Consider the following 26,432-nt stretch of genomic DNA (forward strand, 5'->3'; position numbering starts at 1 on the left):
GGAAGGTACCAACATCACTTATGGGAATGAATTTGGACGCCTTTATTGATCAAATACACTCCAAATAAATTACGCTAATTCAAAGGTTTACAAAACTGTTAGAAACCGTTTTAACACGCTCTTACAAGAATTAAACAACGATTTTCGTTTTGATAACACACTCCCTTATTGTTTAGCAATTTTTTCGTCCAATCGTCCGTTTAAAAATAGCTTCATTTATATTAAATAGTACTTTAGCATCAATCACATTTGAATATGCCTGTTGCCAAAGTACCTGTGCCTCTTGTACATCTTTAGCAACAATGGTTCCAGCTTCAAATCGATCCTGTGCCAATTTAAGATTTTCCTCAGCTTGCTGTAATGATTGTTCAGCAAGCTCAATCTGCTTTATAGACTGCCCCAATGTTAGCCACGCCTGCTGTATCTCCAAATCCACAAACTCTTTAGCTTCTTCTAAACGAAGTCTGGTAATCTGAGTTTTAAGGTCATGTTCTTTTACCTTTTTAGCATTTCTGCCCCAATCAAAAATAGGTATTGACACATTCAAAACACCCAGATAAGTAGCAAAAGTATTGTTACTCGTAGTAAAATCAACATTTTTACCTATAGACAAACTCCCCATTCCTAGCAGGCCAACAGTAGGTAATAATTCACTTTTAATCATTTTTCGCTCCAGAGCCTGAGCGTCAAGAGCCATTTCCAACATCCGAAGTTCTGGCCTTTTAATTAACTCCTGTTTAACTCTTAACTCATGATGTAATCTGTACATTTTATTCAAACTATCTGAAACATCGTAATCGGTATTTCCACTCTGCCCTATAAGCTGCGATAATGCGAGTTTAGACATGATAACCCCATCTTTAGCTTTTCGAATGTTTAAAAGGGCTTCATTGTGAGCCACCCCTAAACGAAGAAGGTCATTTTTATAACTAAGCCCTGCTTCATAGGCATCATTCAAATCTTGATAAAACACAGATACTAATTGCTCGAATTTTTCAGATAGAATTACTTTCTGCTTAAGCTGTACCACTGTCCAATAGGCCTTTTCTACATCCAAGGTGATATCAGCATCTGTAAGCAATTTTTGTTCTTGAGCTATATCAACTGCTTTGTTCAATAGTTTATTTCCCAATGCAATCTTACCTCCTGTATAAATAGGCTGAATGATACTGACGCTAGCCCCGCCTACTACCTCTGGAAAAATATTATTTAATGGTTTCCCTATGTAAGCTCCGATTACAGAGCCTTGAATATCGGGAAGAGCGTTTAATCGCCCGCCTTGAGCAGCTGTATTTGAGGCATCAATATCCAGTTGTGCCACTTTTACCTTTTTATTATGAGAAATTGCAGATTGAACACATTCTTCTAAGGTAAATACTACAGGGGTCTGTGCTTGTAGTTTTGTTGTTAATAAACTGCAGCATAAAGCTGCCATTAGTATATACTTCATTTCTTTTATTTGTTATTGCACCTCAAGTGAGAATTACTATATTTTTAATGATGAGATGGTTTGTATTGTATTTCAATATCTGGATCCGATGTCTCTTCCTCTATACTTCTTGTACCTCTAACGAAGAAGCTGTATAAAACAGGAACTACAAAAAGTGTCAATATCATAGATACTATCAAGCCAAAAGCCAATACACTTCCAAGCGGCGCCCACATTGGCGAGCCACCCAAAATCATCGGAACTACTCCGACTGCTGCCGCTGCTGATGTTAGAAATATAGGTCTCATCCTGCGTTTAGCCGAAGCTAACGCCGCAGATTTAATAGAGTAACCATGATCTCTTACCAGCTCATCAGCATAGTCTACGAGGATAATTCCGTTACGAACTACAATTCCAATCAAACTAATTATACCCATGAAAGCAGTCATACCCATAGGATTATTGGTGAGGTATAATCCCATAAATGCTCCTAATAAGCTCAATGGAAAAGTAGAGAGAACAATCAGTGTTTTTCCTAGTGTTTTAAACTGAAAGAGTAAGGTTAAAAAAATCAACACTAAACTTGATCCCAAAGCCAGAGCCATTCCCGGTGCATTTTCAGTTGAACTTTCTGCATCTCCTCCATACTCAATTCGTATACCATCGGGAAGTTTCAACTGTTCTATCTTTGGCTGTGCTTCTTTTAAGATAACCGAAGCCCGTTTTCCCATTTGTGTTTCCGCCAAAATGGTTAATGTACGTACGCCATTTTTATGAACAATTTCGCCTGTGTGCCATGTTGGAGTTAAATCTACAAGTTCCTTTAGGGGCACATGTCCTCCATAAAGTGTATTAATACTTAAATTGCCTATATCCGAAAACCCATTTCGGTTTTGCTGGTCAAAACGTAGGAATACATCCACAGGCTTATCGCCCTCCCACATCTGGGTAACAGAAAATCCAGTAAGCCCCGCTCCAAGTGTTTGTGTCACTAGTTGCATAGGCACGCCCAAACGTGTCGCCACATCCTCTTTAGGCTGTAAATTAAGAGCTAGAAAATCCTCCTGATAATCTGTCCGTATCCAGTTTGGACCTTCCAGTTCAGCTAGAATATCCATAATCCGCCTGCCAACTATTTTTTGATCGGCTAAATTTTCTCCTACTACCCGTATAGCGATCGGTGCCCCTTCTTGCATGCTTAATTGACGAAGGTTAATAGCCGCCCCAGGAGCAAACTCCTTAAATTTAGGCAGGTATTCTTTCACCAACTCATTAACAGCTTCTGAACTTTCAGTTGTAATGAATAGTTGTGCGTAGTTTGTTCTAGGAATTTCGGGGGCATAAGCAAAATTAAATCGGGGAGAACTCATGCCTACAAAACTCGAAATTTCCAATACCCTTTTATCTTTTCTGAATTCTGACTCAACTAATCTTGTGATCTTATCCGTTTCTTCTAGTGATGTACCCGATGGCATCCAAACTTCAGCATTAAACTGCTTGGTTTCACTCATCGGAAAAAATTCTTCCTCTACATTTCCGGCTAAAGATAATCCCAAGGCAACTCCTAATGCTCCCAAAGCAATTGTGGTTTTAGGCCATCTAAAAGCTGCCTCAATAGCTGTATTAAAACCTTGTTGAAGATAATCAAGCATACTTTTCTTACGCACTTTGCGCATGTCCATCGTATGCTTCAATCCTTTTTTTATAAAGATGTAACACATCAGCGGCGTTAATAACAATGCAACTAACATGGAGACAATCAAAGCCACCGCTACGGTGACCGGTAGCGTAGCGACAAAATCTTTGGAAATACCATGCATGAATACTGCCAACGGAGCAAAGGCAAAAATAATAGCCATTGTCGCTGTTAAAATCGGTAATGATAGTTGCTGTGCTGCCTGCCACGCTCCAGTCCATGGTGTGATGCCTTCGTCCAGTTTTTCTACGTAATTATCAACAACTACAATAGCATTATCTACTACCATCCCCAAAACGATTATGAGTGCAGCAAGCGAAACCTGGTGTAATTCTACACCCATCAAATTGATAATTCCGAAAGTGATTAAGATAGAAATAGGTGCCGCCACCGAAGCTACTGTAGCTACACGAAGAGGCAACAAAAGCATAACAACAACCACAACAGCCAGAATAGCCAAAACAAACTCCTTCATAAAGTGTGAAATACTATCTTTTACCACTTCGGGCTGACTCACAATGGTCTTTATCTTTACATCATCAGGAAAACCCGATTGTATTTCTGCTAGTTTGCCTTCTATTTCTTTACCAAAAGCTACAATATTATTTCCAGGTTGCATTTCTATTGCAACCACCAAGGTCTTATCATCACCTATGCGAACATAGGAACTCTGCTCTTCGTAACGTCTTTCTATGGTAGCTACGTCTTTTAAACGCACAACTGTTCCTTCCGGACTTGTATAAACAAGTTGATTGGCTATGTCTGCTTCGCTTCTAAACTGACTCTCGGTAAAGACCGGGATATTCGTCCCATCTGTTTTCAATTCTCCCGAATAGCCAACTAGATTTTGTGCTTGTAAAACCTGTATAATCTGACCGATGTCAAAACCATATTGTTGTAGTTTTTTATTGTCGACAGATACATAAACCTGTTGTTTTTGTAAACCACTTCTATTAAGTCGAGATACAGATTTGATAAGCTTCAAATTATCTTCTAATTTATCCAAATACGATTCCAGTTCTGCATAGGATCTGGTAGGAGAAGAAAGTGTTATAATTTGAGCTGTAACTTCTCCAAAATTAGCATCTACGATAGGACCTATAACACTATTAGGTAAAACTTGTGGCATGTTAACATTAAGTCCATGCTGTAATGTGCTCCAAAACTTTTTCCTATCTTTAATACGGGCATGGACATGAACCGTAATAAAGGTCTGTCCATTCTTGGTCTGAGACTTAGTTTTTTCTTTGTCAATTTCTTCAAAGGAAAAAAGATATTGCTCTATTTTGTTGGTTACCTGTTTTTCTGTTTGCAGCTCATCTGCTCCCGGATAAAAAGCCATTACCATGGCAATAGGCATGTCTAGTTTTGGATTCTCCGCTCGAGGCATATTTAAAAGAGAGTAAACACCCAGAGCCATGAATAGCACTATAGTAACAATAGCTACTTGTTTGTACTTCATGGCAGCTTCTATGAAATTTATTTTTCTTTTTTTCATAATATATTTGAAATCAATTAGGCAAAGACCTTCCTACTTTCGCTGCTGTAGCAAGAAAGCACATTGACTTTGAGTCATTTTTTATAGGTTGAAGATTAATTCAACCTTTTTTAAAGATTTTAAGATTTTATTTAGAAGCTTACAGAACTTCCGTCTTTTAATTTGGCTTGACCATTAACGACCAATCGGTCCCCCTGCTGTAGCCCCTGTTTTATTATCACACTGTTTTTTCCTGTAATTGAGCCTAATTCCACTCGCTTGCGTAAGGCCTTATTTTTATCCGTTACTAAAAAAACATATGATACATTATCTTCTCCTTTGATAATGGCACTTGCAGGAATATGTATGACCTGATCTGATTTACCTGTTTGCACGGAGGTTTGGGTTAACATACCAGGCAAGAGTTGTCCTGAATTAATAAGCCTGATTTTGACATCATATGTTTTAGAAACAGGGTCTGCTTGCGGAATAATAATAGACACTTTTCCATTAAAAGAAGCTTCTAATGTTGGTATATAAACAGTCGCATCCATTCCTTTCTTGATAATTCCTACTTCACTTTCAGGTACAGTAACTTTGGCATACAGATAGTCCGTTTTAACGATATTAAACGCAGGCATACCCGGAGCGGCAGTACTGCCTTGCTCGACCATTTTCTGTGTAACAATTCCGTCCATGGGTGACAGTAATTTACTGTCTTTGATATGCTTGGCGTTGATGGCTTTATTTGCTTTTGCCTGTGCCAGCTTAGTTTTTATATCGATATAATCTTTTTCAGGAAGACTTCCCTTGGAATAAAGACCATTTAATCTGGTAAACATATCCTCTGCCTGTTCTAATGTAGCTTGGGCTATCTCATGAGCATGGATATACTCGGTAGCATCAATACTTGCTAATAACTGCCCTTTCCTTACGAATTCTCCCTCTTGTATACCAACGTTATTAATAACTCCGGGCACTGCAAACCCAATCGTCACTTTGTTATCAGGCTCTAATGTACCTGAATATTGCAATACGCCAGGTTCATCTGAAATTGTTATTGTTTCTGTGGCAACTTTTATCGATTGCTGAACATTTTCCTTTTTCTCCTCTGTTCTGCATCCAGTAAGTGCAAGTATTAAGATTACTGCCCCTGCAGCTTTCCATTTGAATATTCCCATGTATTTCTTTGCTTTATATTTTTTACTATTTTAATCACTGATAGATTAGCATTTTAACGACCAGTCACGAACTTATTGCAAAGGTCAGCGGTAATTAGAATATTTTCTTGCCCAAAATGAGACAAAACATGTCCGTTTCACGGTTTAGGTATTATTGGAAATACCCGAATTAGAAAATGGACAACTTATTTAGCAGAGAATTTATGTAAAAAAGAATATGGCAAAATGAGAGAAAACCTATCTGATATTTATAATATAGGCGTTCTTTTTTAATACGAGATGTTTATGACTTTGAACCAATGGTCCTGCGGTATTCCTGCGGAGAATTTCCTGTCATACGCTTGAAAAATTTTGAAAAGAATGAAGGACTGCTATAATTAAGATTGTACGCTATTTTTGATATACTTTGGTAAGGATCAGCTAAAACACGTTTGGCCTCAGCAATATTCGCTTCATCAATTACAACACCTGCGGTTTTACCAGTTACTTCTTTCACTGTTTCAGATAAATACTTGGCCGTTACAAAAAGTTTATCGGCATAATAATCGACTCTACGTTCTGAGAGACATTCTTGATCAACCAATTTAAGAAACTTTAAGACCAAATCTTCCTTTCGACCGAATTCCAAGGAACTTACGGCTTGAGATCTTGAATTGAAATTTGCGATATCGTATAAAAAAGTTAGAAACACATTGCCTAATATTTCCTTTCCAAATAAATGAGATGACATTTTTGCCACCCGCTTATTCAATTCTGCAAGGTTATCCATAAAAACCAATCGCTCTTCCTTATCCAATATCCATGATTCGGCAGGTTTAGAAAGATAATATTCCATTACCTCTACTAAATTAACGGTTGCACTCAAATCTTTAAAAAAATCAGCGGTAAAAGTTATTAGAATTAAACGACTATCGCTTTCACAACTAATTACTTGCTTGAAATGTCCTGGCAGAAAAAAAAGTAATTGATCCTGAATACCTAATACATCCTTTTGATTAACGCGTAGATTAATATGTCCATGATCGATAAATAGAACTACAAAGAAATCAGATTGCACTGATTCATCAAATAAACTATAATCTTCTAATGATATACGCTGAAGATCGATATTCGAAATAGAAAAATCATTAAGATAAACATCATTACTTTTAGGATTTTTAAAAGCGGATAACATCTCATGTTTTATATGACTTTTTCTTTTCATTCCTCTAATGTAGAGATAAATTTAAGTAGGCTGCGAAAAATAGATCGGGTAATATAAACAAAGATTAGTAATTAATTTTCCGAATATTAACACTTCAACAAAAAAAATAAATTCCTGAAGAAGAATAGCGTTAGTATAACCGACTCCAAATCATTCACCCTTTCCACTACAACAATACTCCTTTTGGCTACATCCGTTTTTTTGTCATTGCTGAATTTTGCAATATCAAAATTATTGTAAAACTCAAAAGCAATTAAAAATGAAAAATTGGACCGCAGCTAATATTCCACAAAACAGTGGCGATTTAGCCCTAATTACAGGAAGTACGGAAGGTATTGGTTATGAAGATGCATTGGCATTGTCATCTGCAGGATGGAAGGTGATAATGATGGGACGTAATGTCCAAAAAGGATCGGATGCCATTGATAAAATCCAACAGGTAAATCCAAAAGCAAAAATCACATTTGAAGAAATTGACCTTGCCGATTTATCGTCTGTCCTATCCTTTGCTGATAGAATGATTGCCAAAGGGCAACCCATCGACCTTTTAATAAATAATGCAGGAATAATGACTCCACCGCAACGTTTGGAAACTAAAGATGGTTTTGAGTTACAGTTTGGCACAAACCACATCGGCCACTTTGCATTAACTGCACAATTACTGCCTTTGTTACGTCAATCAGCTAATGCTCGTGTGGTAACGGTGTCGAGCATTGCCAATCGTGACGGGTCTATCAATTTTGACGATTTACAATCCACCTCATCTTACGTACCCATGAGAGCTTACGGTCAGTCGAAATTGGCGAACCTTATGTTTGCTTTAGAATTGCAAAGAAAAAGCGATAAACACGGCTGGGATATAACTAGTATAGCGGCACATCCTGGTGTTTCCCGCACCAATCTGATTCTTACAGGTTCGGGACAATGGAGTATACAAGGAATAACAAGAACGCTCTTGCCATTTTTATTTCAACCTTCTTCGCAAGGAGCATTGCCTACATTATACGCTGCATCCTGCCCGGAGGCGAAAGGCGGCATGTACTATGGACCTGACAAAATGAGTGAGACCCGCGGCTTTCCTGCATTAGCTAAAATCCCTGCACAGGCGGAAGATTTGGCTGTAGCTGCCAAACTATGGGATGTGTCGTTACAACTGGCAAAGGTGCATTTTTAACAAACTGAATTTATACGAAATGAACATCAAAATACTATTCATCATATTAATAAGCATCGTTAGTTTCTCATGCAGTCCTAACAAAAGCATATTCCTGAGCAACAAAACAGGAAGCCCTATTACACTCATTGTAGATATCGAAAAGGCACAAACTATGGCTTTCATAGACTCTTTAAATGGGTTATGAATAGAACAGAAAAAAGTGTTTGATTTTGGCAAAGGTAAATAGACAAAGGAAGACAAAGCTAATCTTGAAGAACTGCTAAAACATACAAAAATTATCGAAGAAGGAAGTTCAATGCCAACAGACTTACCTTCCAAGACCAATGTATCACATATCAGTTTGAATGTAGAGAACTTTAGCTAAGTATTAAATAAAAATTAAAGAAGAAAAAAATGAACAGTCAAAAGCAAGTCAACGACAAATTACCAATGGGTTTAACCATACTGTCAAACGCATTGCCACCGGTAGGTTTTTATCTGTACTACCGGTTTGGAAAAGCATTTCCTAAAAAAGCACGAACGGCTCTCATCAATGGCATTTTGGGCATACCTATTGGTACGATGGGCGGATATTTATTACAAACTTACGTTTTCAATTAATTATGATAAAGAACATCGTTTCATTATTACTGCTGTTAGTTTCGGCAGGTTTGAATTTCAGCCACGGCTGGGGTTCGTTTAATTACAAGAAAAATCCGGAATCGTTTAAAATGATGTCGGAGTTGGGGTTGGCAGAATGGACCATGCCTATGTTTGGTTGTATGGCAATGTTGGTAGGTGTATTGTTGCTGATACCGAAAACATTTTTAATCGGCAATCTGCTAAATGCCTTATCGGTTGTATTTATTATGGCGATGGCTTTGCGTGCGGGAAACATACGAATAGCCTTGATAGAAATTCCATTCTTACTAATTCCGTTGGTGCTAATTTGGCTGAAGTATCCGTTTAAAATTAAATAGATGTCTAAGCGAAAACTTTTCTGGTTATCCCTCTTGGCAATAATTATCACAATCGTAAGTATGGCTTTTTTAACGGCTTCATCAGAAGTAGCAGCGGTGCATCATCGTGTAGGTAATCCCGATTTAAAAACTATTTTACCATCCTGGCAAGGTACACATGTGGGCAAAAATGGACGATTTATGAACCACGAATTTCCGGGTAAGCATAGTTTTAAAAATGTGTTGAAATGGCAGTTTCAAAAAAATCCGCAAAGGGAATTGAAGAAGAGCGATACATGGAAAATGCCTGTGGTAAAGGATAACAGCTTTCTTCACACAAATGAAGATGTGATTGTAGCATTGGGACACGCTACATTTTTTATTCGACTGAATGGCAAACAAATCCTTATCGACCCGATTTTTGGAGAACTGTCTATGCACACACGCTACACAGATTTTCCTATTGAAACAGCTCAGCTTACAAACATCGACTATGTATTGATTTCGCATTCGCATTACGACCATTGCGATAAGACTAGTTTAAAAATTATTCAAAGTCAAAACCCCAATGCCGTGTTTCTGGCAGGGTGAAAAATGAAAGAATTATTAAGCAATTGGGTTGAAGAAAACAAAATTCAAGAAGCTGGCTGGTATCAGCAATACAAACTTGATAATGACAAGCTTGAAATTTTCTTTTTACCTGCACGGCACAGTTCCAGACGCTCATTGAATGATGTAAACAAAACTTTGTGGGGAGCATTTGTAATAAAAAGCAAAGACAGCCCCATCTATTACGGAGGCGACTCGGGCTATGGAAGCCACTACAAAGAAGTGGGCGAACTGTTTACTAATATAGATGTTGCACTGCTTGGCATTGGTGCCTATTCGCCCCGTTGGTTTATGTCGCCCAACCATCAAGATCCCGGACAAGCTGTTCAGGCATTTAATGAGACCAAAGCCAAGACGGTGATACCATTTCATTACGGAACTTTTGATATGGCAGACGAACCGTTTTCCGAAACCGAAAAGATATTAAATGATTTGGTTGCAGAAAATAAAATAAACCGAACATTGAAAATAGTAAAATTAGGACAAGGTGTTGTGTTAAAATAATCAATAAGTATTTGTCTTCTTCATCCTTATCATAACAAGATTATATAAATTAGCAAAATGGAAAATAATAAACCATACCGTATCAAAACCATCAGCGAAGTCTATCGTTTGTCGGGTAATGAAAAACCGCACCATCCGCTTATCGGTATCATCGATTTGAGCCAGTCGAGAAACGATGCAGAAGTGAGTGCTGTTATTTTCGATTTTTATGTCATTACCATGAAATCCGGTTGCGATAAACTTTATTACGGTCAACAAAAATACGATTTCGACGAAGGCGTGATGGCATTGATGGCACCCGGACAAATATTGCGGGGTACTTCGGATGCTAACTCGCAGATGAAGGGCTGGATGCTCTTTATCCACCCCGATTTTTTGTGGAATACCTCCCTTGCCAAAAAGATAAAGCAATACGAATATTTTGGCTACAACACCAGCGAAGCTTTATTTCTATCGGATAAAGAACAAGCACTTATCAATACGCTCATTGATAATATTAAAAACGAATACAGTTCCAATATAGATAAATTCAGTCAGGAGGTGATTATTGCTCAATTGGAATTACTCTTTACTTATGCCAAGCGTTTTTATGAGCGTCAGTTCATTACCAGAAAGGTTACGAACAGCAAAGTTTTAAACCGAGTAGAAGAAGTATTGAATAACTACTTCAACGGAGAAGAGATTGTTTCAAAAGGCTTGCCCAGTGTTCAATACGTGGCAGAGGAGCTGAATATTTCCATCAAATATTTAAGTAGTTTATTAAAGCAACTTACAGGATCAAGCACCCAACAACACATCCACGAAAAACTCATCGAAAAAGCCAAGGAAAAACTATCCACCACTGATTTATCGGTAAGTGAAATTGCCTACGAACTCGGCTTCGAGCATTCGCAATCGTTCAGTAAATTATTTAAAACCAAAACCAAGCAAAGTCCGCTGGAGTTTAGGGCTGGGTTTAATTGAGTAAAAAAACGTCTCAAATTTAGCTACAACGATAGCAGATTTGGCTACATCGGATAGTCAAATCTCTTCAAGCAGACATGACAGACGGAAAACCAAGCCGGCTCACTGCCCAATATTTTTACCAAATGTGAAATGACAGACTAGCAACAATGGCTAATTTTGAAGAATGAAAGAATTTATTGAATATCTACTGAAATTTGGCAATTTAAACAAACAGCAAATTAATCTCATTACAAGTAAAGCCACAGAGTTGGAACTTCCGAAAGACGGCTACTTTTGGGAAGCAGGAAAAATGCCCAAACATATTGGTTTTATTGTGGAAGGCGTTGTACGAGTTGCATATTACGACAACAAAGGTGAAGAAATAACCAAGTATTTTTTTGACGAAAATCACCTGATAAAAGATTGGGACAATTTTGAAGCAACATTTTATCTGCAAGCTGTTACCGACTGCAAATTCATCAGATTCACAAAAAAAGATTGGAAAGAAATTTCAGACACCATTTTAGATTGGGACAAGATGATTGATAAAATCATGATCAAAAACCACACCGAAAAAATGAATAATATAGCTCCTTTAATTTCGCAAGAAGCAACCACACGTTACCTTGAATTTCTAAAAAAATTTCCAAATACAGTTAATCGTATTCCGCTTTCTTATGTTGCTTCTTACTTAGGAATAACGCAACAATCTTTGAGTAGAATTAGAAAAAATATCAGCTAAAATCACTATTTACCAAATGTGAAATATTATCTCTTTTAATCGTGCCACCTTTACACCATAATTTAAACAAAGTAAAATATGGCAACGATTTTAATCACAGGCGGACATAGCGGTATAGGGATTGAATGTTCTAAACTTCTTGCTTCAACTTATCACTACAACTTAATTTTAGCAGGGCGAAGTCCTGAAAAAATGAATGAATTTGCGACTGAATTGCGAAACGCTTATGGGATAAAAGTAAGCGTTCTTAAAATGGATACATCATCTTTATCTTCTGTAAGATTGGGTGTTGCAGAATGTTGCAAAATGCTTGATAATGGAGAGGTAGACACTTTGCAAGCAATTATTTGTAACGCAGGTATTCGCCTCAACGGAAAAATTTCTTACACCGCAGACGGTTACGAAGAAACAATTGCCACCAACTATTTAGGACACGCTTTATTAGTAGAGTTGCTAATAGACCGAGTTGCAGAAAATGGGCGTATTGTTTTTACTGCAAGTGGCACACACGACCCCGACACTACAGACGGGAAAATGATGGGCATTGCGGCAGAGTATAGTGTTACGGAACTTGCCAACACAGGAAAAGACAGCAAAAAACCTGTTTCTCTTGGCAAATTATATGCTACTTCAAAATTGGATATAATACTTTATGCCTACGAGCTGGACAGACGATTAAGAAAATCGGGCAGTTCAATTTTATCAATAGCGTATGACCCCGGTGCAACTTCGGGAACCGGATTTTTGAGAAGTATGCCAAAACCTGTTCAATGGTTGGCAGGCAGTTCATTTGCGCATTGGTTAATGAAACGTAATGGCGTAACGATGGGTGATATAGTATTGTCGGGCAAGTTTCTTGCAACAGTTACAGCTAACCCAAAATATGCAAATGGTTCGGGCAAATATTTCCAGTCAAATGACGGCAATTTGATTGAGCAAAAATCTTCCAAACTTTCGTATGACGAACAACGAGCAAGAAAATTATGGAACGACACTAAAACGCTTATTCATTTGCAACCGAACGAAGAAGCTAAAATATTTCGTTGAGAATAAAAACTGCTTACAGGATCAACTATCAATGTGAACGGTGGTTATAATGCGTAAGATTTTATCAATCGTATTTACCGGAAGTTGTGGTTATTTTTTAACGCCAACTTCAAATCTGGCTACAACAAAGCAAGATTTGGCTACATCTGTTATATAAGTGTTGGTGAACTTTGCAGCAACAATATCACAGAAATATGAAAATAGTACTTACAGGCTCATTGGGGCATATTAGCCAACCACTTGCCATAGATTTGATCGCAAAAGGACATTCGGTAACCGTTATCAGTAGCAAGACAGAAAGGGAAAAAGAGATTGCCGCTTTAGGTGCAAAAGCGGCTGTTGGCAGCATTGATGACGCAGGTTTTCTTACGAAAACTTTTAAAGGAGCAGATATCGTTTATACTATGATCGCTCTGAACACTCATTCAGGAGCTTATTTTGATAAAAATTTTGATTTGGAAGCAGGGCATAAAAGAATAGCCGAAATTTATGCCCAAGCTATACAGGATGCAGGCGTAACAAAAGTAATTCACCTAAGTACCATTGGTGCCCATATGCCGACAGGTGTAGGGATGCTAAACCCGCATTTTCATGTGGAAGCCACGTTGAATAAACTGCCCCAAACCATTCACATAAAATTTATGCGACCTGTCGGGTTTTACTACAATATGTTTGGCTATATCCCCGCTATTAAAAACACCAGTTCCATAGTTCAAAATTATGGTGGAAACGAAAATGAACCTTGGGTTTCCCACTTGGATATTGCTGCAACTATTGTTGAAGAAATGGAAAAGCCTTTTGAAGGGCGTGCCGTCCGATATATTGCAAGTGATGAAGCTGCCCCAAATGAAGTCGCTACAACTTTAGGAAATGCAATTGGTATTCCCGATTTAAAAATCACGGTTATTGCGGATGAAGAATTTAAAGCTAACCTTATAAAAATAGGAATGACCCCTCAAGTAGCCAAAGGCTTAACCGAAATGAATGCAAGCCGTGTTAATGGCGTATTATACCAAGATTACTACAAACACAAACCAATACTCGGCAAAGTAAAACTAGCAGATTTTGCCAAGGAATTTGCAGCAGTATATCATCACAACAATTCAAACTAAAAATAATATTAGATGAAAACATTTGAACGTAAAATAGCATTGGTAACAGGCGGAAGCCGAGGCTTAGGCAAAAATATGGCCATTGCCATTGCCCAAAAAGGAATTGACCTTGTAATTACCTACAACAGCAACAAAGCAGCTTCCAATGAGGTAGTTACTGCCATTCAATCCATAGGGCAAAAAGCCGTGGCATTCCAATTGGATACAAGCAACACCAAACAGTTTGACACATTTATTGAACAGGTAACCACGTATTTGAAATCGGAATACGGGCAAGCCAAGTTTGATTTTTTAATCAACAATGCAGGTACGGCATTGTATGCACCTGTGGGCGATGTAACCGAAGAACAGATGGATGCCATTTACAACATTCACTACAAAGGCGTTTTCTTTCTTACACAAAAGGCCTTGCCTTTCTTACATGATGGCGGAGCTATCATCAATGTATCGTCTGGCCTTACAAGAATAACCATGCCGGGGGCTTCTGTATATGCTTCATTAAAAACTGCTGTCGAAACCCAAACAAGGTATTTGGCAAAAGAATTAGGTGGCAGAAAAATTCGTGCAAATGTGGTAGCACCGGGAGCTATTGAAACAGATTTTGGAGGAGGACGCACAAGGGACAACAAAGAAATAAACGCTACCATTGCAGGCTTTACGGCATTGGGACGAGTAGGCTTACCCGATGATATTGGCGGTGTGATTGCCTTTTTATGTACCGATGATGCGTATTGGATTAACGGGCAACGCATAGAAGTTTCCGGAGGACAAGCCCTTTAATTAAAAACTATCTTTGTGCCATGAACAATACTACACCTACCAAAATAAAATCAATAAGCGAATACCACCGTTTGCGCGGATTGCCACAGCCGGAACATCCGTTAATCAGCGTGGTAAATTATGCAGATATGCAGTTTACAACGGATGAAAACCCTGCCGGATATGTGTTTGAGCATTATTCGATTGCGCTAAAAAGAGGTGTGGGCAAGTTGTTCTATGGTCAACAAAAATATGATTTTGATGAAGGCGTGATGTATTTTATGGCACCCAATCAGGTGTTGAAAGTATATAACAATCCGGGTGATAGAACTTTACGCTCGGGTTGGTTGTTGTTGGTTCATCCCGATTTTTTATGGAATACGCCATTGGCAAAAAAAATAAAGCAATACGATCATTTTGATTATTCGGTACACGAAGCCCTGTTCCTTTCCGAAAAAGAAGAAGCTGTTTTAAACAACATTGTACAAAATATCAAACAAGAGTATCACGGTAATACCGATAAGTTCAGCAGGGATATTATCATCTCACAAATAGAAACTTTATTAAACTATTCAGAACGTTTTTACCAACGCCAATTTATCACCCGTGAAATCTCCAATCATCAGCTATTAGAGCGTTTGGAAGAGTTATTAAATGATTATTTTAATAAAGATGAATTGATAACAAAAGGATTGCCTACGGTTCAATTTGTTTCTGAAAGTTTGAACATTTCAGCAAGCTATCTGAGTCGAATGTTAAAGACTCTAACAGGTAGTAGTACCCAACAGCACATCCGTGAAAAGCTCATCGAAAAAGCAAAAGAAAAACTCTCCACTACCAAATTATCCGTGAGCGAAATCGCCTACGAATTGGGCTTCGAGCATCCGCAATCATTCAGTAAATTATTTAAATTAAAAACCAAGCAAAGCCCGTTGGAGTTTAGGGCGTGCTTTAATTGATTTAAAAAAACCTCAAATTCGGCTAAATTTGTTGTACCAGTTTAACAACAGTGTAAAAGAGGTATGATAACAGTAATTAAAGGGTCATTGGGGCATATCGGTAGTCTTATTATACAGAAATGTATTCACTGGGCTAGGCGCTAATCATCCTAAAATATTACACTAAAAAAAATCGAAATTATATTTGGAACCAACGGTTTAATTCTTTCAATTTTGCAAAAATATGCCAAGGCAAAAAGAATTTGATTACGATGAGAAGTTGATTTCAGTACGAAACCTTTTTTGGGAAAAGGGCTACAATGCTACGTCTATGAACGATTTGGTAGATACGCTTAAAATCAACAGAAGTAGTCTGTATTTAACGTATGGCAGCAGGCACGACCTTTTTATCAAATCCTTGACCAGCTACAACAAGCTAATAGAAGACGAGTACAAAAATGCAGAAACCAGCAATGAGAATTCACTAGAAGCAATAAAAAATATGGTGATTGCGGTTGTAGATGTTATATTAAAGGATGATAAAACCTGTTTGGTTGTCAACTCTTCGTTTGAGCTTGCCTGTACTGACGATGAAGTGAAAAAAATGATCAGCAATCAAATTGGAGGAAGCATTTAAACAGCAGAGAATTTACTTACAAAAGCCAAAGAAGAAAAATTGATACCATCTGATAATAACAACAAAGTATTAGCTCATTTTATTATAATGAGTATCACATCGCTATGGCACACACAAGTTATTTTCTGTTATGCTAAGCTTACCAAACAACTGACAGCGATTTTAATCGAAAACACCAGCAAATAATTTTTTCACCCAATATCGGAACGATTAGTTTAACTGAAATTCTACAATCATCATAAATTAACAAAGGCAATAAAAAAATGAGCAAATTGAAAAACAAAGTAGCAATATTATACGTCATTAATGGCTCTAACCATTTGGATTAAATACGATTAGCGGGAAGACTTTATTGCAAACTATTAATGCTCCGTAAAATTATATCGCGATCAGAATTGTCTCAGTTTTAATCCGCACATGAGGTATAGTGGACAATATTTTTGATCATAAACTTGTCAAGTAAATAATCAGTTGACAAACAAAATACGATTAAGGCTGCACTCGGGCGAGGCAGCCTTAATCTTGCTAACTAAACAACAATACCCTGGTGGGTATCTTCTTTTGGAGAAAGTCAATGCTTTCTCATACAGCTTAGCTCCGCTGTATTTACATGTCTTCTTCAAGTGCTACAATAAATTGCATTTATCAGGAAGCAGTAATTTCTAAATATTGAAAGTTATAAAATCAACAGTTCGTAACACAAAAATCTTAAAATCAAACAATTGCACCTTGTGTTGAGCGTGATATTCTTAAGAATACCACGCAAAATTCATCTAAAACCTATTTTGCGATCATCTTTTTGCAAAACATTCAAATTTCTTAAACGATTTATCTTTTTATTTCTACTCTAACTTCGCTCTGATAAAGGGTTAACGTACGGCGTGCTGACGACATGGATTTATCGATAGTTTCAAGTCCGCATATTTGACAACTTTCTTCAAATTTTAATTTAGCAAAAATTTCAGCTCCCCTTTGTTAGCTACTAGAATCCAAACCCACATATACAGCATTATAATTTACAGGCTTCACCAGCTCCTCTTGCAGCCGCAATGCTAAATTCAGTTGTTGCTTAATCAAGTTATTTTCTTTTTTAAGCATTTGCTGATTCGAAAGCTAGAGCGAGTGACTAACCTTTGATAAATGTTGCTAAAAAACGCATTATTTACAATGAACGCATTCCATTTCTGTAAAAAAACTTTTTAAAACTACGATATCAATAAATTTATAAGCTCTACAACATTTAATATCTTACTTTCCTATAAATAGTCAACCATAACTACTTAGCTTCAGGAATGTGTACAAAGCGCTTAAATGATTTTGCATTAATATAATCTTTAGCAGCTTTTTGTATGTCAGTTGCGTTCAACTGATCCAATACATTATCTTCGTTTAGAATTTTAGTCGGATCCTCTTGATTACGATAAATCTCCGTTAAATAACCTAGCCAGAACCCATTATCACGGACTTTAACCTCATTTTGTCTTTTCTCTTCAGTTTTAAATTTTTGCAAATCGTCGGCAGACACACCATTTAGTTGCAAATTTTGAATCTCATCCATTGCGGCTTCAATCAATCGGTCCACCGCATCAGTAGAACATCCGAAATTAACAACTATACTGTAGCGGACTTTTGGAATGCGCACAGTTGATATTGCGACGCTCGGTGTGTAAACACCGCTTTCTTTCTCACGTAAACGCTCCATCAAACGATAGCTTAAAATCTGTTCTAAGGCACGCATATTTAAATCTTCAGTTGGATTTGAGACATAATCACCATCAAAAACCAATACAACAGAGGCTTTATCTTCTTTTCCTTTACGTACAGTTTTACTAATCAAGCCCCTTGGAGATGTAATACCTAGATTTCTGTAATTTTCCTGACGCTGTATGTTAGGAAGATTTCCTAAGTATCGCGCTAACAGGGGGGTAATTTCTTCAACTTTAAAACTACCCGTAAACACAAATGTAAAATCACCAGCATCAGCAAAACGATCCTTATAAATCGCTAGGGCTTTAGTTAGATCAATTTCCTTCAATCGTGCAATCGTTGTTGGTACTCTACGGTAATTGTAACTCCCCATGACTGCTGTTATTGTATCTCTGAATACGTTTTCTGGATTATCGTATCGATTTTTTATGCTATACTCTGCGTTCGCTAATATTTTCTTGAAAATTTCACTATCCGCTCTTGGTTTATTAAAATACAAGTAAACTAATTGCAACGCAGTCTCCAAATCTTTAATACTAGACTCACCATTAATACCTTCAAAATAATCATTGATGTAAGGGCTGACTTGAACCTGCTTACCCGTCAAAACGTTTGACAACTCTATCGGGTCAAATTGTCCTAATCCGGAAGCTCCTAATATACCTACAGCGCTTCGGGCAGACTCAAACTCAGCATCAGGATACAAAGATGTCCCACCAGTGCTGAAAGATCTAAATTGAATAGCATCATTTTGAAAATCAGTAGGCTTTAATACTACCTTTACACCGTTGGATAATGTTAATTCAGTAATACCTAAACCCTTTATTTCCAACTTAGAAGAAATTTGCCCCATATTTGGGATATTGGCTAAAAGTTTATCAGCAATAATTTTATCGACATAAGGTTCGCCAGCTGTCTTATCCCCATTTGCTAGCCACTGCAGAACAGTAGTTTCATTAGGCATGGTCACACTTTCTTTTTCCGGACCGGTAATAATGATATCACGATCTGTATCCGTAATCAATTTTTTCGTCTCGTGATTAACTGTCCGAAGTGACATAGTGTCCAAGCTTTCGATCACCCACTTATATTCGGCGTCTATGCCAGGAGCCAATTCGCCTGTCGTAAAATTTCGTTGATATTCAGCGACAAATTGTGCTGAACTACGCTTTTCTTTTTCGGCCAAAATGCGATCCATTGACGAGCGGAAATTTACTTTTGCACGATCTAATTCTGCCTGCGTAAATCCAAATTTGGCTATTCGAGCTATTTCTGTCCATCCCGCTTCTACAGCCTCGCGAAGTTTTCCTTCTTTAGGAGATACCGTAAGTGATAGTGCCGCTATATTGGAAACTAAACTTCCATAACTTGCATCTAAACCTATCATCGGAATATTTGGATTTTGTCCATATTCAGCAATACGTGTGGTTATTAATTGACTTGCAAGGCTACGAACAATGCTTGTTTTAAATGATTGCAGACTATTGGGAACGATCCCCTCATGTTTGAAATGCAAGACGAAACTGATCTTTGGTATTTCCGGATCAGTTATCGTAATAAACTGGTTTCTTCCCTTTAACTGTATCCGGAAATCTTTTCTTGGTTTAGGATTTTTAGGCATTTTCAGATCAGCAAAAAGAGTCTTCACTTGTTGTTCGATCTGGGAGGCATCAATATCACCTACAACGATCAATGCTTGCAAATCTGGACGATACCACTCTTGGTAAAAGGATACAATATCTTCTCTTCTAAAGTTATTTAACACATCTTCTGTACCGATAGGCAGACGTTGAGCATAGATACTGCCGTTTAATAGTATGGGTAATGTTTTCTCGGACACGCGTTGTTCAGCTCCTTGACGCAATCGTTTCTCTTCCAAAATCACCCCCCGTTCCTTGAGTAGTTCCTCAGGTGTTAACAACAGCCCTTGAGCCCAATCGCGCATAATTTGAAGGCCATTATCGAATAAGTTCTTGTCATCCGTCGGAATGGGCAACTGATACACTGTCTCATCAAAAGAAGTATAGGCGTTAAGGTCTGACCCAAATCTAACGCCAGACTTTTGCAGATAGTTAATCAGCTCATTCTTTGGAAAGTGAGTTGTACCATTAAAAGCCATATGCTCTAAAAAGTGAGCTAAACCGCGTTGCGTTTCGGTTTCTAATACGGAACCGACTTTGTTGATTAGGTACAATTGCGCCCTTTGTTTAGGCTCATCGTTATGCCTAATATAATATGTAAAACCATTAGCTAGCTTACCGTACTTGACATGAGGATCTAATCCTATCTCTTGGGCTGCAGCGGAATGCGCATATAGGGAGATTAGTGCTACCATCGCCATTAGCATGTAGGACCAACCTGTAAAAGGTCCACTGTAGCTTATTTTATTCATTAATTTATGCATTGATAAAATATTTTATAATTAGATCGTTTTGAAACAATCATTCAAAACTGGTAATAATACACCTAGATAATATGATGTAAACTGCGGGAATTAGATGTATAAGCAGTGCGTATTTAATTGCTCAACATCTAATCACTAAACTTTTATTTCATCAAATCGTGAATACAAATTGATAACTCATCACCGAAAAGATTCTTAGCTACAATGTAACCCTTACTATCCAATAAAAAATTTTGCGGTAAAGTATTGATATCATACAAGTTAGAAACAAAATTCCTATTCCACCCTTTCAAATCAGATAGCTGTACCCACGACGCTTTATCAATATTAATAGCTTTGAGCCATTCATCGCGATCTTCGTCAAAGGAAACAGCTACAACAGAAAAGCCTTTAGATCTGTACTTTTCATAAATCGGTAAAATAGCGATATTTTCTTTGCGACCAGAGGGACTTCCAGCCATCCAAAAATGTACTAATGTATATTTTTCCCCCAAGACGGATGAAAGTTTGACCTTTCTCCCACTTCTATCTGGTTGCTCGAAATCCGTAAAGATTTCACCGATAGCGGTTAATTTTTTCTTTGCCAATAGATCTGTAATTTGCTCACCCATTTTAGAAGATTTGATCTGAGGACTTAAATTATTAAACAAAGAGAGCCCTTCTTTATAAGCAACAGCATTTTTTGTTAAAAGAGCATTTAAGGGCTCCAAAACTATATAAAGCTCGCCATGATTTCGTACGAAATCTTTATTTGCAGATATATTTTCAGCTAACTTGGAATTCCATTGCTGCTGGATCAGCAGCGTCTCGGCTGTATCCTTCTGTTTTTGAGCAATAGCGAATTTTTGATTTAGATCTTTAAAATAAAGAGCATCTTTTTTCTCTTTTATTTGTAAAATTTCAAATGCTTCCTGATTGGCGCCGCCATTAATTTTTACGGTTCCATATTTATCTCCGTTAAGAGTAGTCTTCCCCTGTTCAAGTATAAAATCTGACCGCCACCGATCTGTTTTGCTGTACAGCGTAGCTTTGACTGGATGCGGCACCTTGGAGCTGAAAGAAAAAATGCCCTCACTCGTAAGCGCTGCGGAATCCAAACTATATTTGCCGTAATCGTCGGTATATGTTAGATAAATCTTGGAAGATGTCAAGCCAGTGACTTTTCCTTCCAACGTAAATTGTTCCTGTGCGAGAACCAATGTCGGGAACAAAAATATGAAGTAAGCAACTATATTGTTTAAAATCATCTTATATTTACTTTAGGTAATTGATTGAAAGATCGATGTGTGCTTGTTGTGGAGGCAAGCACTGCATACTATTACAGCTCTGATACTCAATATCAACAGCAAAGTTGTATTCTCCTGCCTTTACATTAGTATCAATAGCACGGACGCGCTGCACGAAAGACACTTGCCCAGTATATACGTCGCTTGGTCCTTTACGGTGTGATGCTGGAGTTTGTAATGGACCTACCTTTTCAAACTCTTTGGGTAACTGTAAATTGATAACTGTAGGAATCCATCCAGCTTTTAAATTGGCATCCGTACTTGCATATCCGTACCAATCCCTTTCGAACGTCACCATAACACGGACATCAAATGTATCCAAGGAATGAATATAGGTGGGAGTTGTTACCTCATACGACACTTGTTCGTGACCTCCTTTTTGCTTCAATTCCCTCTGAGGAGGCATAATCTCCTCGTGCGCAATAACTCCACGAATGGGTATTGCAGTTGACTTATTTCGCTCACCAAGCATCACATAGATAAAGCCTCGGTGACGAAGTGTTAAATATTTTTGGTCTGTCAGCTTGCCCATATAATAATCTTTCAATAAAGGATTGGAAGCAACTTTCAACTTTAAACTGTCTAACCCACCTGACCAAGCAATGGCCAAACCTGCGTCTTTGCCGGGTGCCTCTATACCAAAATCGTTTAAATACCCCCATGTGGTCAAGGAATCTACCTCAAAACCATTAACAGTAGGAATAGATATGCCTATTAATAGATCATTAACACCATCGTTGTTGTAATCCACCACTGATATATTAGGTTGGCAACCAGGAAATGTTTTGTAAGCGTCCGGGAGTGTAAATAAGGCTTTCGCATCTTCAAAACGCAGACCTTTGTCGGTTTGTACCCCACGAAAGAACACCACTGGATCTTTGGCCTTTTTGTTTCCATAAAGATGCGTGACCAATAAGTCCAAAATTCCGTCACCATCCCAATCTACTGGCGTAATAAAACTTTTGTATACTCCAGCGTAGTGTGGAGCTTTATATTCGGCAAAAGCTTTATCAATTTGCTCTTTCGTAGGCTTGATTACAGATATAGGAAAGCCGTCGATACCTAAAATATTTTTACGAAGACCAAACTTAGGATGCTCTTTCGTCCCTTCGTTCAGTGCAACACGCAATTCGCCAAATCCACCGACAAACATATCTGATAGACCATCACCATTGAAATCTGCGAAACTAACGGAGGTATAGTTCCAGTAGTCGTTGCTACGTGGATCGGATGCGTCATAATTTTCGTTCATTTGCCCATCCTCGTACCCCGCTTGCTCCACAAATACCCGCTTTTGGAATCCATCCATAGATCCTGCCCAAAGCGATACCTTTCCAGGATTGTACTGACCACTTAAGATATCCAAATATCCATCTCCATTGATATCGACAACACGGGGATGTATTCCCATACAGCACCATTGGTGGTTGCTAATCGTATTCCCGTTGGTATCTTTTGCATAGAAATATTCACCTGTGAACTTGGGCTTCTTCTTAGTACCAATATTTAGGTACACTTTAATATTAGATCCAGTCTCGCCAGTCTCAAACTCGCCTACGATCAAATCGAGCTTTCCATCACCATTCCAATCATAAAGCGTCGGGTATGCTAGACCATGTTTCTCGGTACGAATATCTTGTAAGGTTCCGTTTACCAAAGTTGGCTGACCAAGTACCGGAGCTCCCGCGATAGCGGTGTTGACAGGCTTTGGAATCACTGGGATTCCGTATGTCCGAGGTTCGTTTTGAGCTGAGGCCATGCTTGCCTTTAAAACAAGAAGAGCAAAGTACCCAAGATGTTTAATAATAGTTTTATGCATCTATTTTCGGTATTGTTCTAGTTGATTATTAAACATCTTCTCCATCATTTCGTCTTTCTTTTCTTGCGTATTAAGTAATGACAAGCCATCTTCCAGAGCTTGAATAGCCAAATGCTTATGCCCCATTTCAAGCATTATTTTTGCTACTGTACTGTAAAGAAAAACATCGTTGTTTTTTAAATTGTATTTGCTTAACAAAGCTGTATACAAAGCATTTGGAGTAGTAAGATTTGCAGAATCTGCCGTGCCAAATGTTTCGGCAAGTGCGTACAAATCTGTCGACAATAAAGTCGCTATTTTAAGTGTCTTTTTGATCTCTTCATCGCTTTTCATGTTGACAAATAGATTTATCTTATCCTTGATCAATTGATTTTCGGCTTTCTTTAATTCATATTGATATTTATCCGTTAACAAAAGGGCTTTAAATAGATCACCTTTTTCTGTTGCTAGCTCAATATCTTTTCTGGAAACCATCTTACTTTCCAAAGCGATCTCTGTGAATGCTGCGATTTCCGCCGCAGTTTTAGATGTCCAAGAATCCCAACGTCCGCGTATGTATCCATTATCATCAATCAAAAGGACAGTAGGATTAGAAGCGTTCAATGCCATTCCAAAAACATCATTGTTCTTAGTCATTGGGAATCCATACTCATGTTCTTTCCAGTAAGCAATGGGATCAGTTCTTTTATTGACCACATCTTCGCGGAAAAGGACCCCTAACATCTGAAAGTCTTCTCTATCCTGAAACTTACGCAATGAGCTATCGATTTCTGCCGTAAGCATACGACAGGGCGCGCACCAAGTTGCCCAAAAATCCAACAATAAAAACTTACCTTTCGTATTGTCATTAGTAAAAACCCGACCATCAGGAGTTTCAAGATTAAACACGGGCAATTGTTCACCAACATGTAGATCACCTCCATGCATACCTGCAGACGTATAGACCTTTATCCCACTTAAATCTTTGATAGGCAGTGGAATGTCTAACATTTGTGCTTGCGTAAGCGATCCCATCAGTGATAGCATCACACTAAAGGCTATTCTTATCTTCTGCTTATTTTTCATACAATCTTTACTTTTTAATAATGTAACACATTCATTGATCTAATAATAAATGTGTTACATAAAATTTTCACAAAATCTTACCAGCCACCACCCCAGCCGCCGCCTGAACTCACTTTAACCGCAGCAGTTTTGATATCTACGTCGTAAATTTCACCAAAAGTTTTTCCAACCGTTCCATCTCCAGCAAAAATAGTGGGCGTCAAAAGTGCACCGTTATTGATATCATACCGGTAGGCGTAGATTTTACCAGCGCCTTGCGGATTTTTCGTTGATACAATCAATAAACTATTCGAATATTGATAGTTATCAGTAGGATTCATACCAGAACCTTCAGGATTTTCATATTTCACAATTTTCATCATAGTAATCTCCTCATTGCCATAATCCGTAATTTGATTGGCAGTGATGCCATTTACATATGAAAATCTGTAAAGCTTATTATTGCTAGCACAATAATTAACATTCGCTCCTCCACCAAAAGCATAAAATCGAATTGCATTTATTTCGGGCAACGTAGATAAACTATATTTTCCCTGCAAAACTTTCCCGAGTTCATTTGTATACAAGTTTAAATCCAACAGAAAAAACTCATCAGCTCCGGCACCTTTCATCACTGCGATCGTAGAGGAATTCACAGTGCGTAGCTCTAGGTGCAATAGATCTGCCTTAGTGTCTGTCAAACTAAAATTCTGAGTGGTTGACTCGGAAGATGGAAACTTATTAAGCAAAAAGCTGCTTGTGCTAGGCGCTGAATAGATAAAAGAGCGGCTAAGTTGATCAAATGCTATAAATCCCACGCTTCCTTTTCGAATTAATTGTACAAAGGGAGCTGCATGGTAAGAAAAGTTGTTACCAACCATAGGTCCATACATAAGGCCATAGAAAAGTCGTCCCTCATCAATTAGGGCAACTCCTGGATTAGACGTCAAAGCTCCCATACGTTCAAAAGCCTGTAGCTTTCCAGATGCATCGCTTGGATTGGTCATCAAGGCAGAATAGCTTAGGTTAGTGTTCTCGAGGTTTTCATACTTAGTGCGCAGTCCTACCTGATCGGTGATGATATAGACATTACTGGATCCAACCGTGTAGGTCCCGAAATCCTCTCGCTGTCCTACTCTTGTTACTTTGATTCCACGACCCCTAATCCTATTACCACCGTTGAAGCTAGAGTATAAATTTGAGATAATCTCATTTCCGGCAAACGTCATGCTTGTTTTTGCAAATAAAGGATGATCAATAATACCGACATCCGAACTCGTCCCGTCACCGTGCAAAACCATTAGGCCCAAGTACTCTCTTGAACTTTCGGCGACTACGGTGATAATTCTAGAATACTGCCTGTTTGCATCCATATTTTTCTCATCTCGCGCCCGATTTTTGTTTTCAACAGCAAGACGAATGTTGTAGGCAGCAGCTGTAGGCATGATAGCATTACCTCCAACTTGGTAATTCAATACTTTTCCCTGTTGCATGGGAATATATTTAAACTCATCTTTTGACCATATTTGCCACTCATAACTTAAATCACTTTCATTTCCGCTATATACAATGCTAGGTTCAATGTGTAATACAGACTCGTTGAGCACAACGTTATAGACTGTCGAGGATAGAGCTATTTGAACAGTATCACCAAGAGAACTGTAGTCATAATTACCCTTGTCCTTAAAACAGCTTGCAGCCGAAATAAAAATGAGGCAGCATGCGACTAATTTTATAATTAAAATCTTCACGTTATTTTCTTTACTTGTAAATAAAA

General features: G+C 38.0%; 19 protein-coding genes and 1 pseudogene. 11 read left to right on the forward strand and 9 right to left on the reverse strand.

The features are described 5' to 3' along the window. Positions 1-172: 172 nt before the first annotated feature. The 4 genes from SCB77_RS03110 to SCB77_RS03125 all read right to left on the reverse strand — a co-directional run bounded on the left by SCB77_RS03110 (position 173) and on the right by SCB77_RS03125 (position 6,987). Positions 173-1,450, reverse strand: a complete 1,278-nt coding sequence (locus SCB77_RS03110; RefSeq protein WP_320184965.1) for a TolC family protein — start codon at positions 1,448-1,450, stop codon at positions 173-175. Between the two features lie 44 nt (positions 1,451-1,494). Beyond that, positions 1,495-4,623, reverse strand: coding sequence for an efflux RND transporter permease subunit (locus SCB77_RS03115; protein ID WP_320184966.1), 3,129 nt, complete (start codon positions 4,621-4,623; stop codon positions 1,495-1,497). A 131-nt stretch (positions 4,624-4,754) separates the two neighbouring features. Continuing rightward, a complete protein-coding gene (locus SCB77_RS03120; protein WP_320184967.1) occupies positions 4,755-5,783 on the reverse strand; it encodes an efflux RND transporter periplasmic adaptor subunit in 1,029 nt (342 codons plus the stop codon). Positions 5,784-6,066: 283 nt separating this feature from the next. Continuing rightward, a complete protein-coding gene (locus SCB77_RS03125; RefSeq protein ID WP_320184968.1) occupies positions 6,067-6,987 on the reverse strand; it encodes a helix-turn-helix domain-containing protein in 921 nt (306 codons plus the stop codon). A gap of 259 nt (positions 6,988-7,246) precedes the next feature. On the opposite strand from SCB77_RS03125, the gene SCB77_RS03130 reads away from it, so the two are divergent. The 11 genes and pseudogenes from SCB77_RS03130 (at position 7,247) to SCB77_RS03180 (ending at position 16,395) form a co-directional block, all read left to right on the forward strand. After that, positions 7,247-8,161 carry an SDR family oxidoreductase gene (locus SCB77_RS03130; protein ID WP_320184969.1) on the forward strand — a complete coding sequence of 305 codons (915 nt, stop codon included), beginning with the start codon at positions 7,247-7,249 and terminating at the stop codon, positions 8,159-8,161. Positions 8,162-8,557: 396 nt separating this feature from the next. Further along, a complete protein-coding gene (locus SCB77_RS03135; RefSeq protein WP_320184970.1) occupies positions 8,558-8,764 on the forward strand; it encodes a hypothetical protein in 207 nt (68 codons plus the stop codon). A gap of 2 nt (positions 8,765-8,766) precedes the next feature. Next, positions 8,767-9,123, forward strand: a complete 357-nt coding sequence (locus SCB77_RS03140; RefSeq protein ID WP_320184971.1) for a hypothetical protein — start codon at positions 8,767-8,769, stop codon at positions 9,121-9,123. Between the two features lie 282 nt (positions 9,124-9,405). Continuing rightward, positions 9,406-10,215: pseudogene (locus SCB77_RS03145) on the forward strand (MBL fold metallo-hydrolase). A 57-nt stretch (positions 10,216-10,272) separates the two neighbouring features. Beyond that, the gene (locus SCB77_RS03150) at positions 10,273-11,178 is read left to right on the forward strand and encodes a helix-turn-helix domain-containing protein (protein WP_320184972.1); all 906 of its coding nucleotides are present in this window, start codon (positions 10,273-10,275) and stop codon (positions 11,176-11,178) included. Positions 11,179-11,344: 166 nt separating this feature from the next. Beyond that, the gene (locus SCB77_RS03155) at positions 11,345-11,902 is read left to right on the forward strand and encodes a Crp/Fnr family transcriptional regulator (protein ID WP_320184973.1); all 558 of its coding nucleotides are present in this window, start codon (positions 11,345-11,347) and stop codon (positions 11,900-11,902) included. A gap of 78 nt (positions 11,903-11,980) precedes the next feature. Further along, positions 11,981-12,949, forward strand: a complete 969-nt coding sequence (locus SCB77_RS03160; RefSeq protein ID WP_320184974.1) for an SDR family NAD(P)-dependent oxidoreductase — start codon at positions 11,981-11,983, stop codon at positions 12,947-12,949. Between the two features lie 194 nt (positions 12,950-13,143). Continuing rightward, positions 13,144-14,061 carry an NmrA family NAD(P)-binding protein gene (locus tag SCB77_RS03165; RefSeq protein WP_320184975.1) on the forward strand — a complete coding sequence of 306 codons (918 nt, stop codon included), beginning with the start codon at positions 13,144-13,146 and terminating at the stop codon, positions 14,059-14,061. A 12-nt stretch (positions 14,062-14,073) separates the two neighbouring features. Beyond that, a complete protein-coding gene (locus SCB77_RS03170) occupies positions 14,074-14,841 on the forward strand; it encodes an SDR family oxidoreductase (protein WP_320184976.1) in 768 nt (255 codons plus the stop codon). A 20-nt stretch (positions 14,842-14,861) separates the two neighbouring features. Next, positions 14,862-15,779: a helix-turn-helix domain-containing protein gene (locus SCB77_RS03175; RefSeq protein ID WP_320184977.1), complete on the forward strand. Its 918-nt coding sequence runs from the start codon at positions 14,862-14,864 to the stop codon at positions 15,777-15,779. A gap of 223 nt (positions 15,780-16,002) precedes the next feature. Beyond that, positions 16,003-16,395 carry a TetR/AcrR family transcriptional regulator gene (locus tag SCB77_RS03180; protein ID WP_320184978.1) on the forward strand — a complete coding sequence of 131 codons (393 nt, stop codon included), beginning with the start codon at positions 16,003-16,005 and terminating at the stop codon, positions 16,393-16,395. Positions 16,396-17,671: 1,276 nt separating this feature from the next. Here the strand turns inward: SCB77_RS03180 and SCB77_RS03185 are convergent. The 5 genes from SCB77_RS03185 to SCB77_RS03205 form a co-directional block, all read right to left on the reverse strand. Next, positions 17,672-20,506, reverse strand: coding sequence for a M16 family metallopeptidase (locus tag SCB77_RS03185; protein ID WP_320184979.1), 2,835 nt, complete (start codon positions 20,504-20,506; stop codon positions 17,672-17,674). A gap of 143 nt (positions 20,507-20,649) precedes the next feature. Continuing rightward, a complete protein-coding gene (locus SCB77_RS03190) occupies positions 20,650-21,753 on the reverse strand; it encodes a TlpA disulfide reductase family protein (RefSeq protein WP_320184980.1) in 1,104 nt (367 codons plus the stop codon). A 7-nt stretch (positions 21,754-21,760) separates the two neighbouring features. Next, on the reverse strand, positions 21,761-23,551 hold the full coding sequence (locus tag SCB77_RS03195; RefSeq protein ID WP_320184981.1) for an FG-GAP repeat domain-containing protein: 1,791 nt from the start codon (positions 23,549-23,551) through the stop codon (positions 21,761-21,763). Between the two features lie 60 nt (positions 23,552-23,611). Beyond that, positions 23,612-24,676 (reverse strand): TlpA family protein disulfide reductase, encoded by a 1,065-nt coding sequence (locus tag SCB77_RS03200; RefSeq protein WP_320184982.1) that lies wholly within the window; start codon positions 24,674-24,676, stop codon positions 23,612-23,614. 77 nt (positions 24,677-24,753) lie between these two features. Continuing rightward, positions 24,754-26,406, reverse strand: a complete 1,653-nt coding sequence (locus tag SCB77_RS03205; RefSeq protein WP_320184983.1) for a PKD-like family lipoprotein — start codon at positions 26,404-26,406, stop codon at positions 24,754-24,756. Between the last annotated feature and the right edge of the window lie 26 nt (positions 26,407-26,432).

The sequence above is a fragment of the Sphingobacterium bambusae genome, from assembly GCF_033955345.1.
Lineage (GTDB): Bacteria > Bacteroidota > Bacteroidia > Sphingobacteriales > Sphingobacteriaceae > Sphingobacterium > Sphingobacterium bambusae.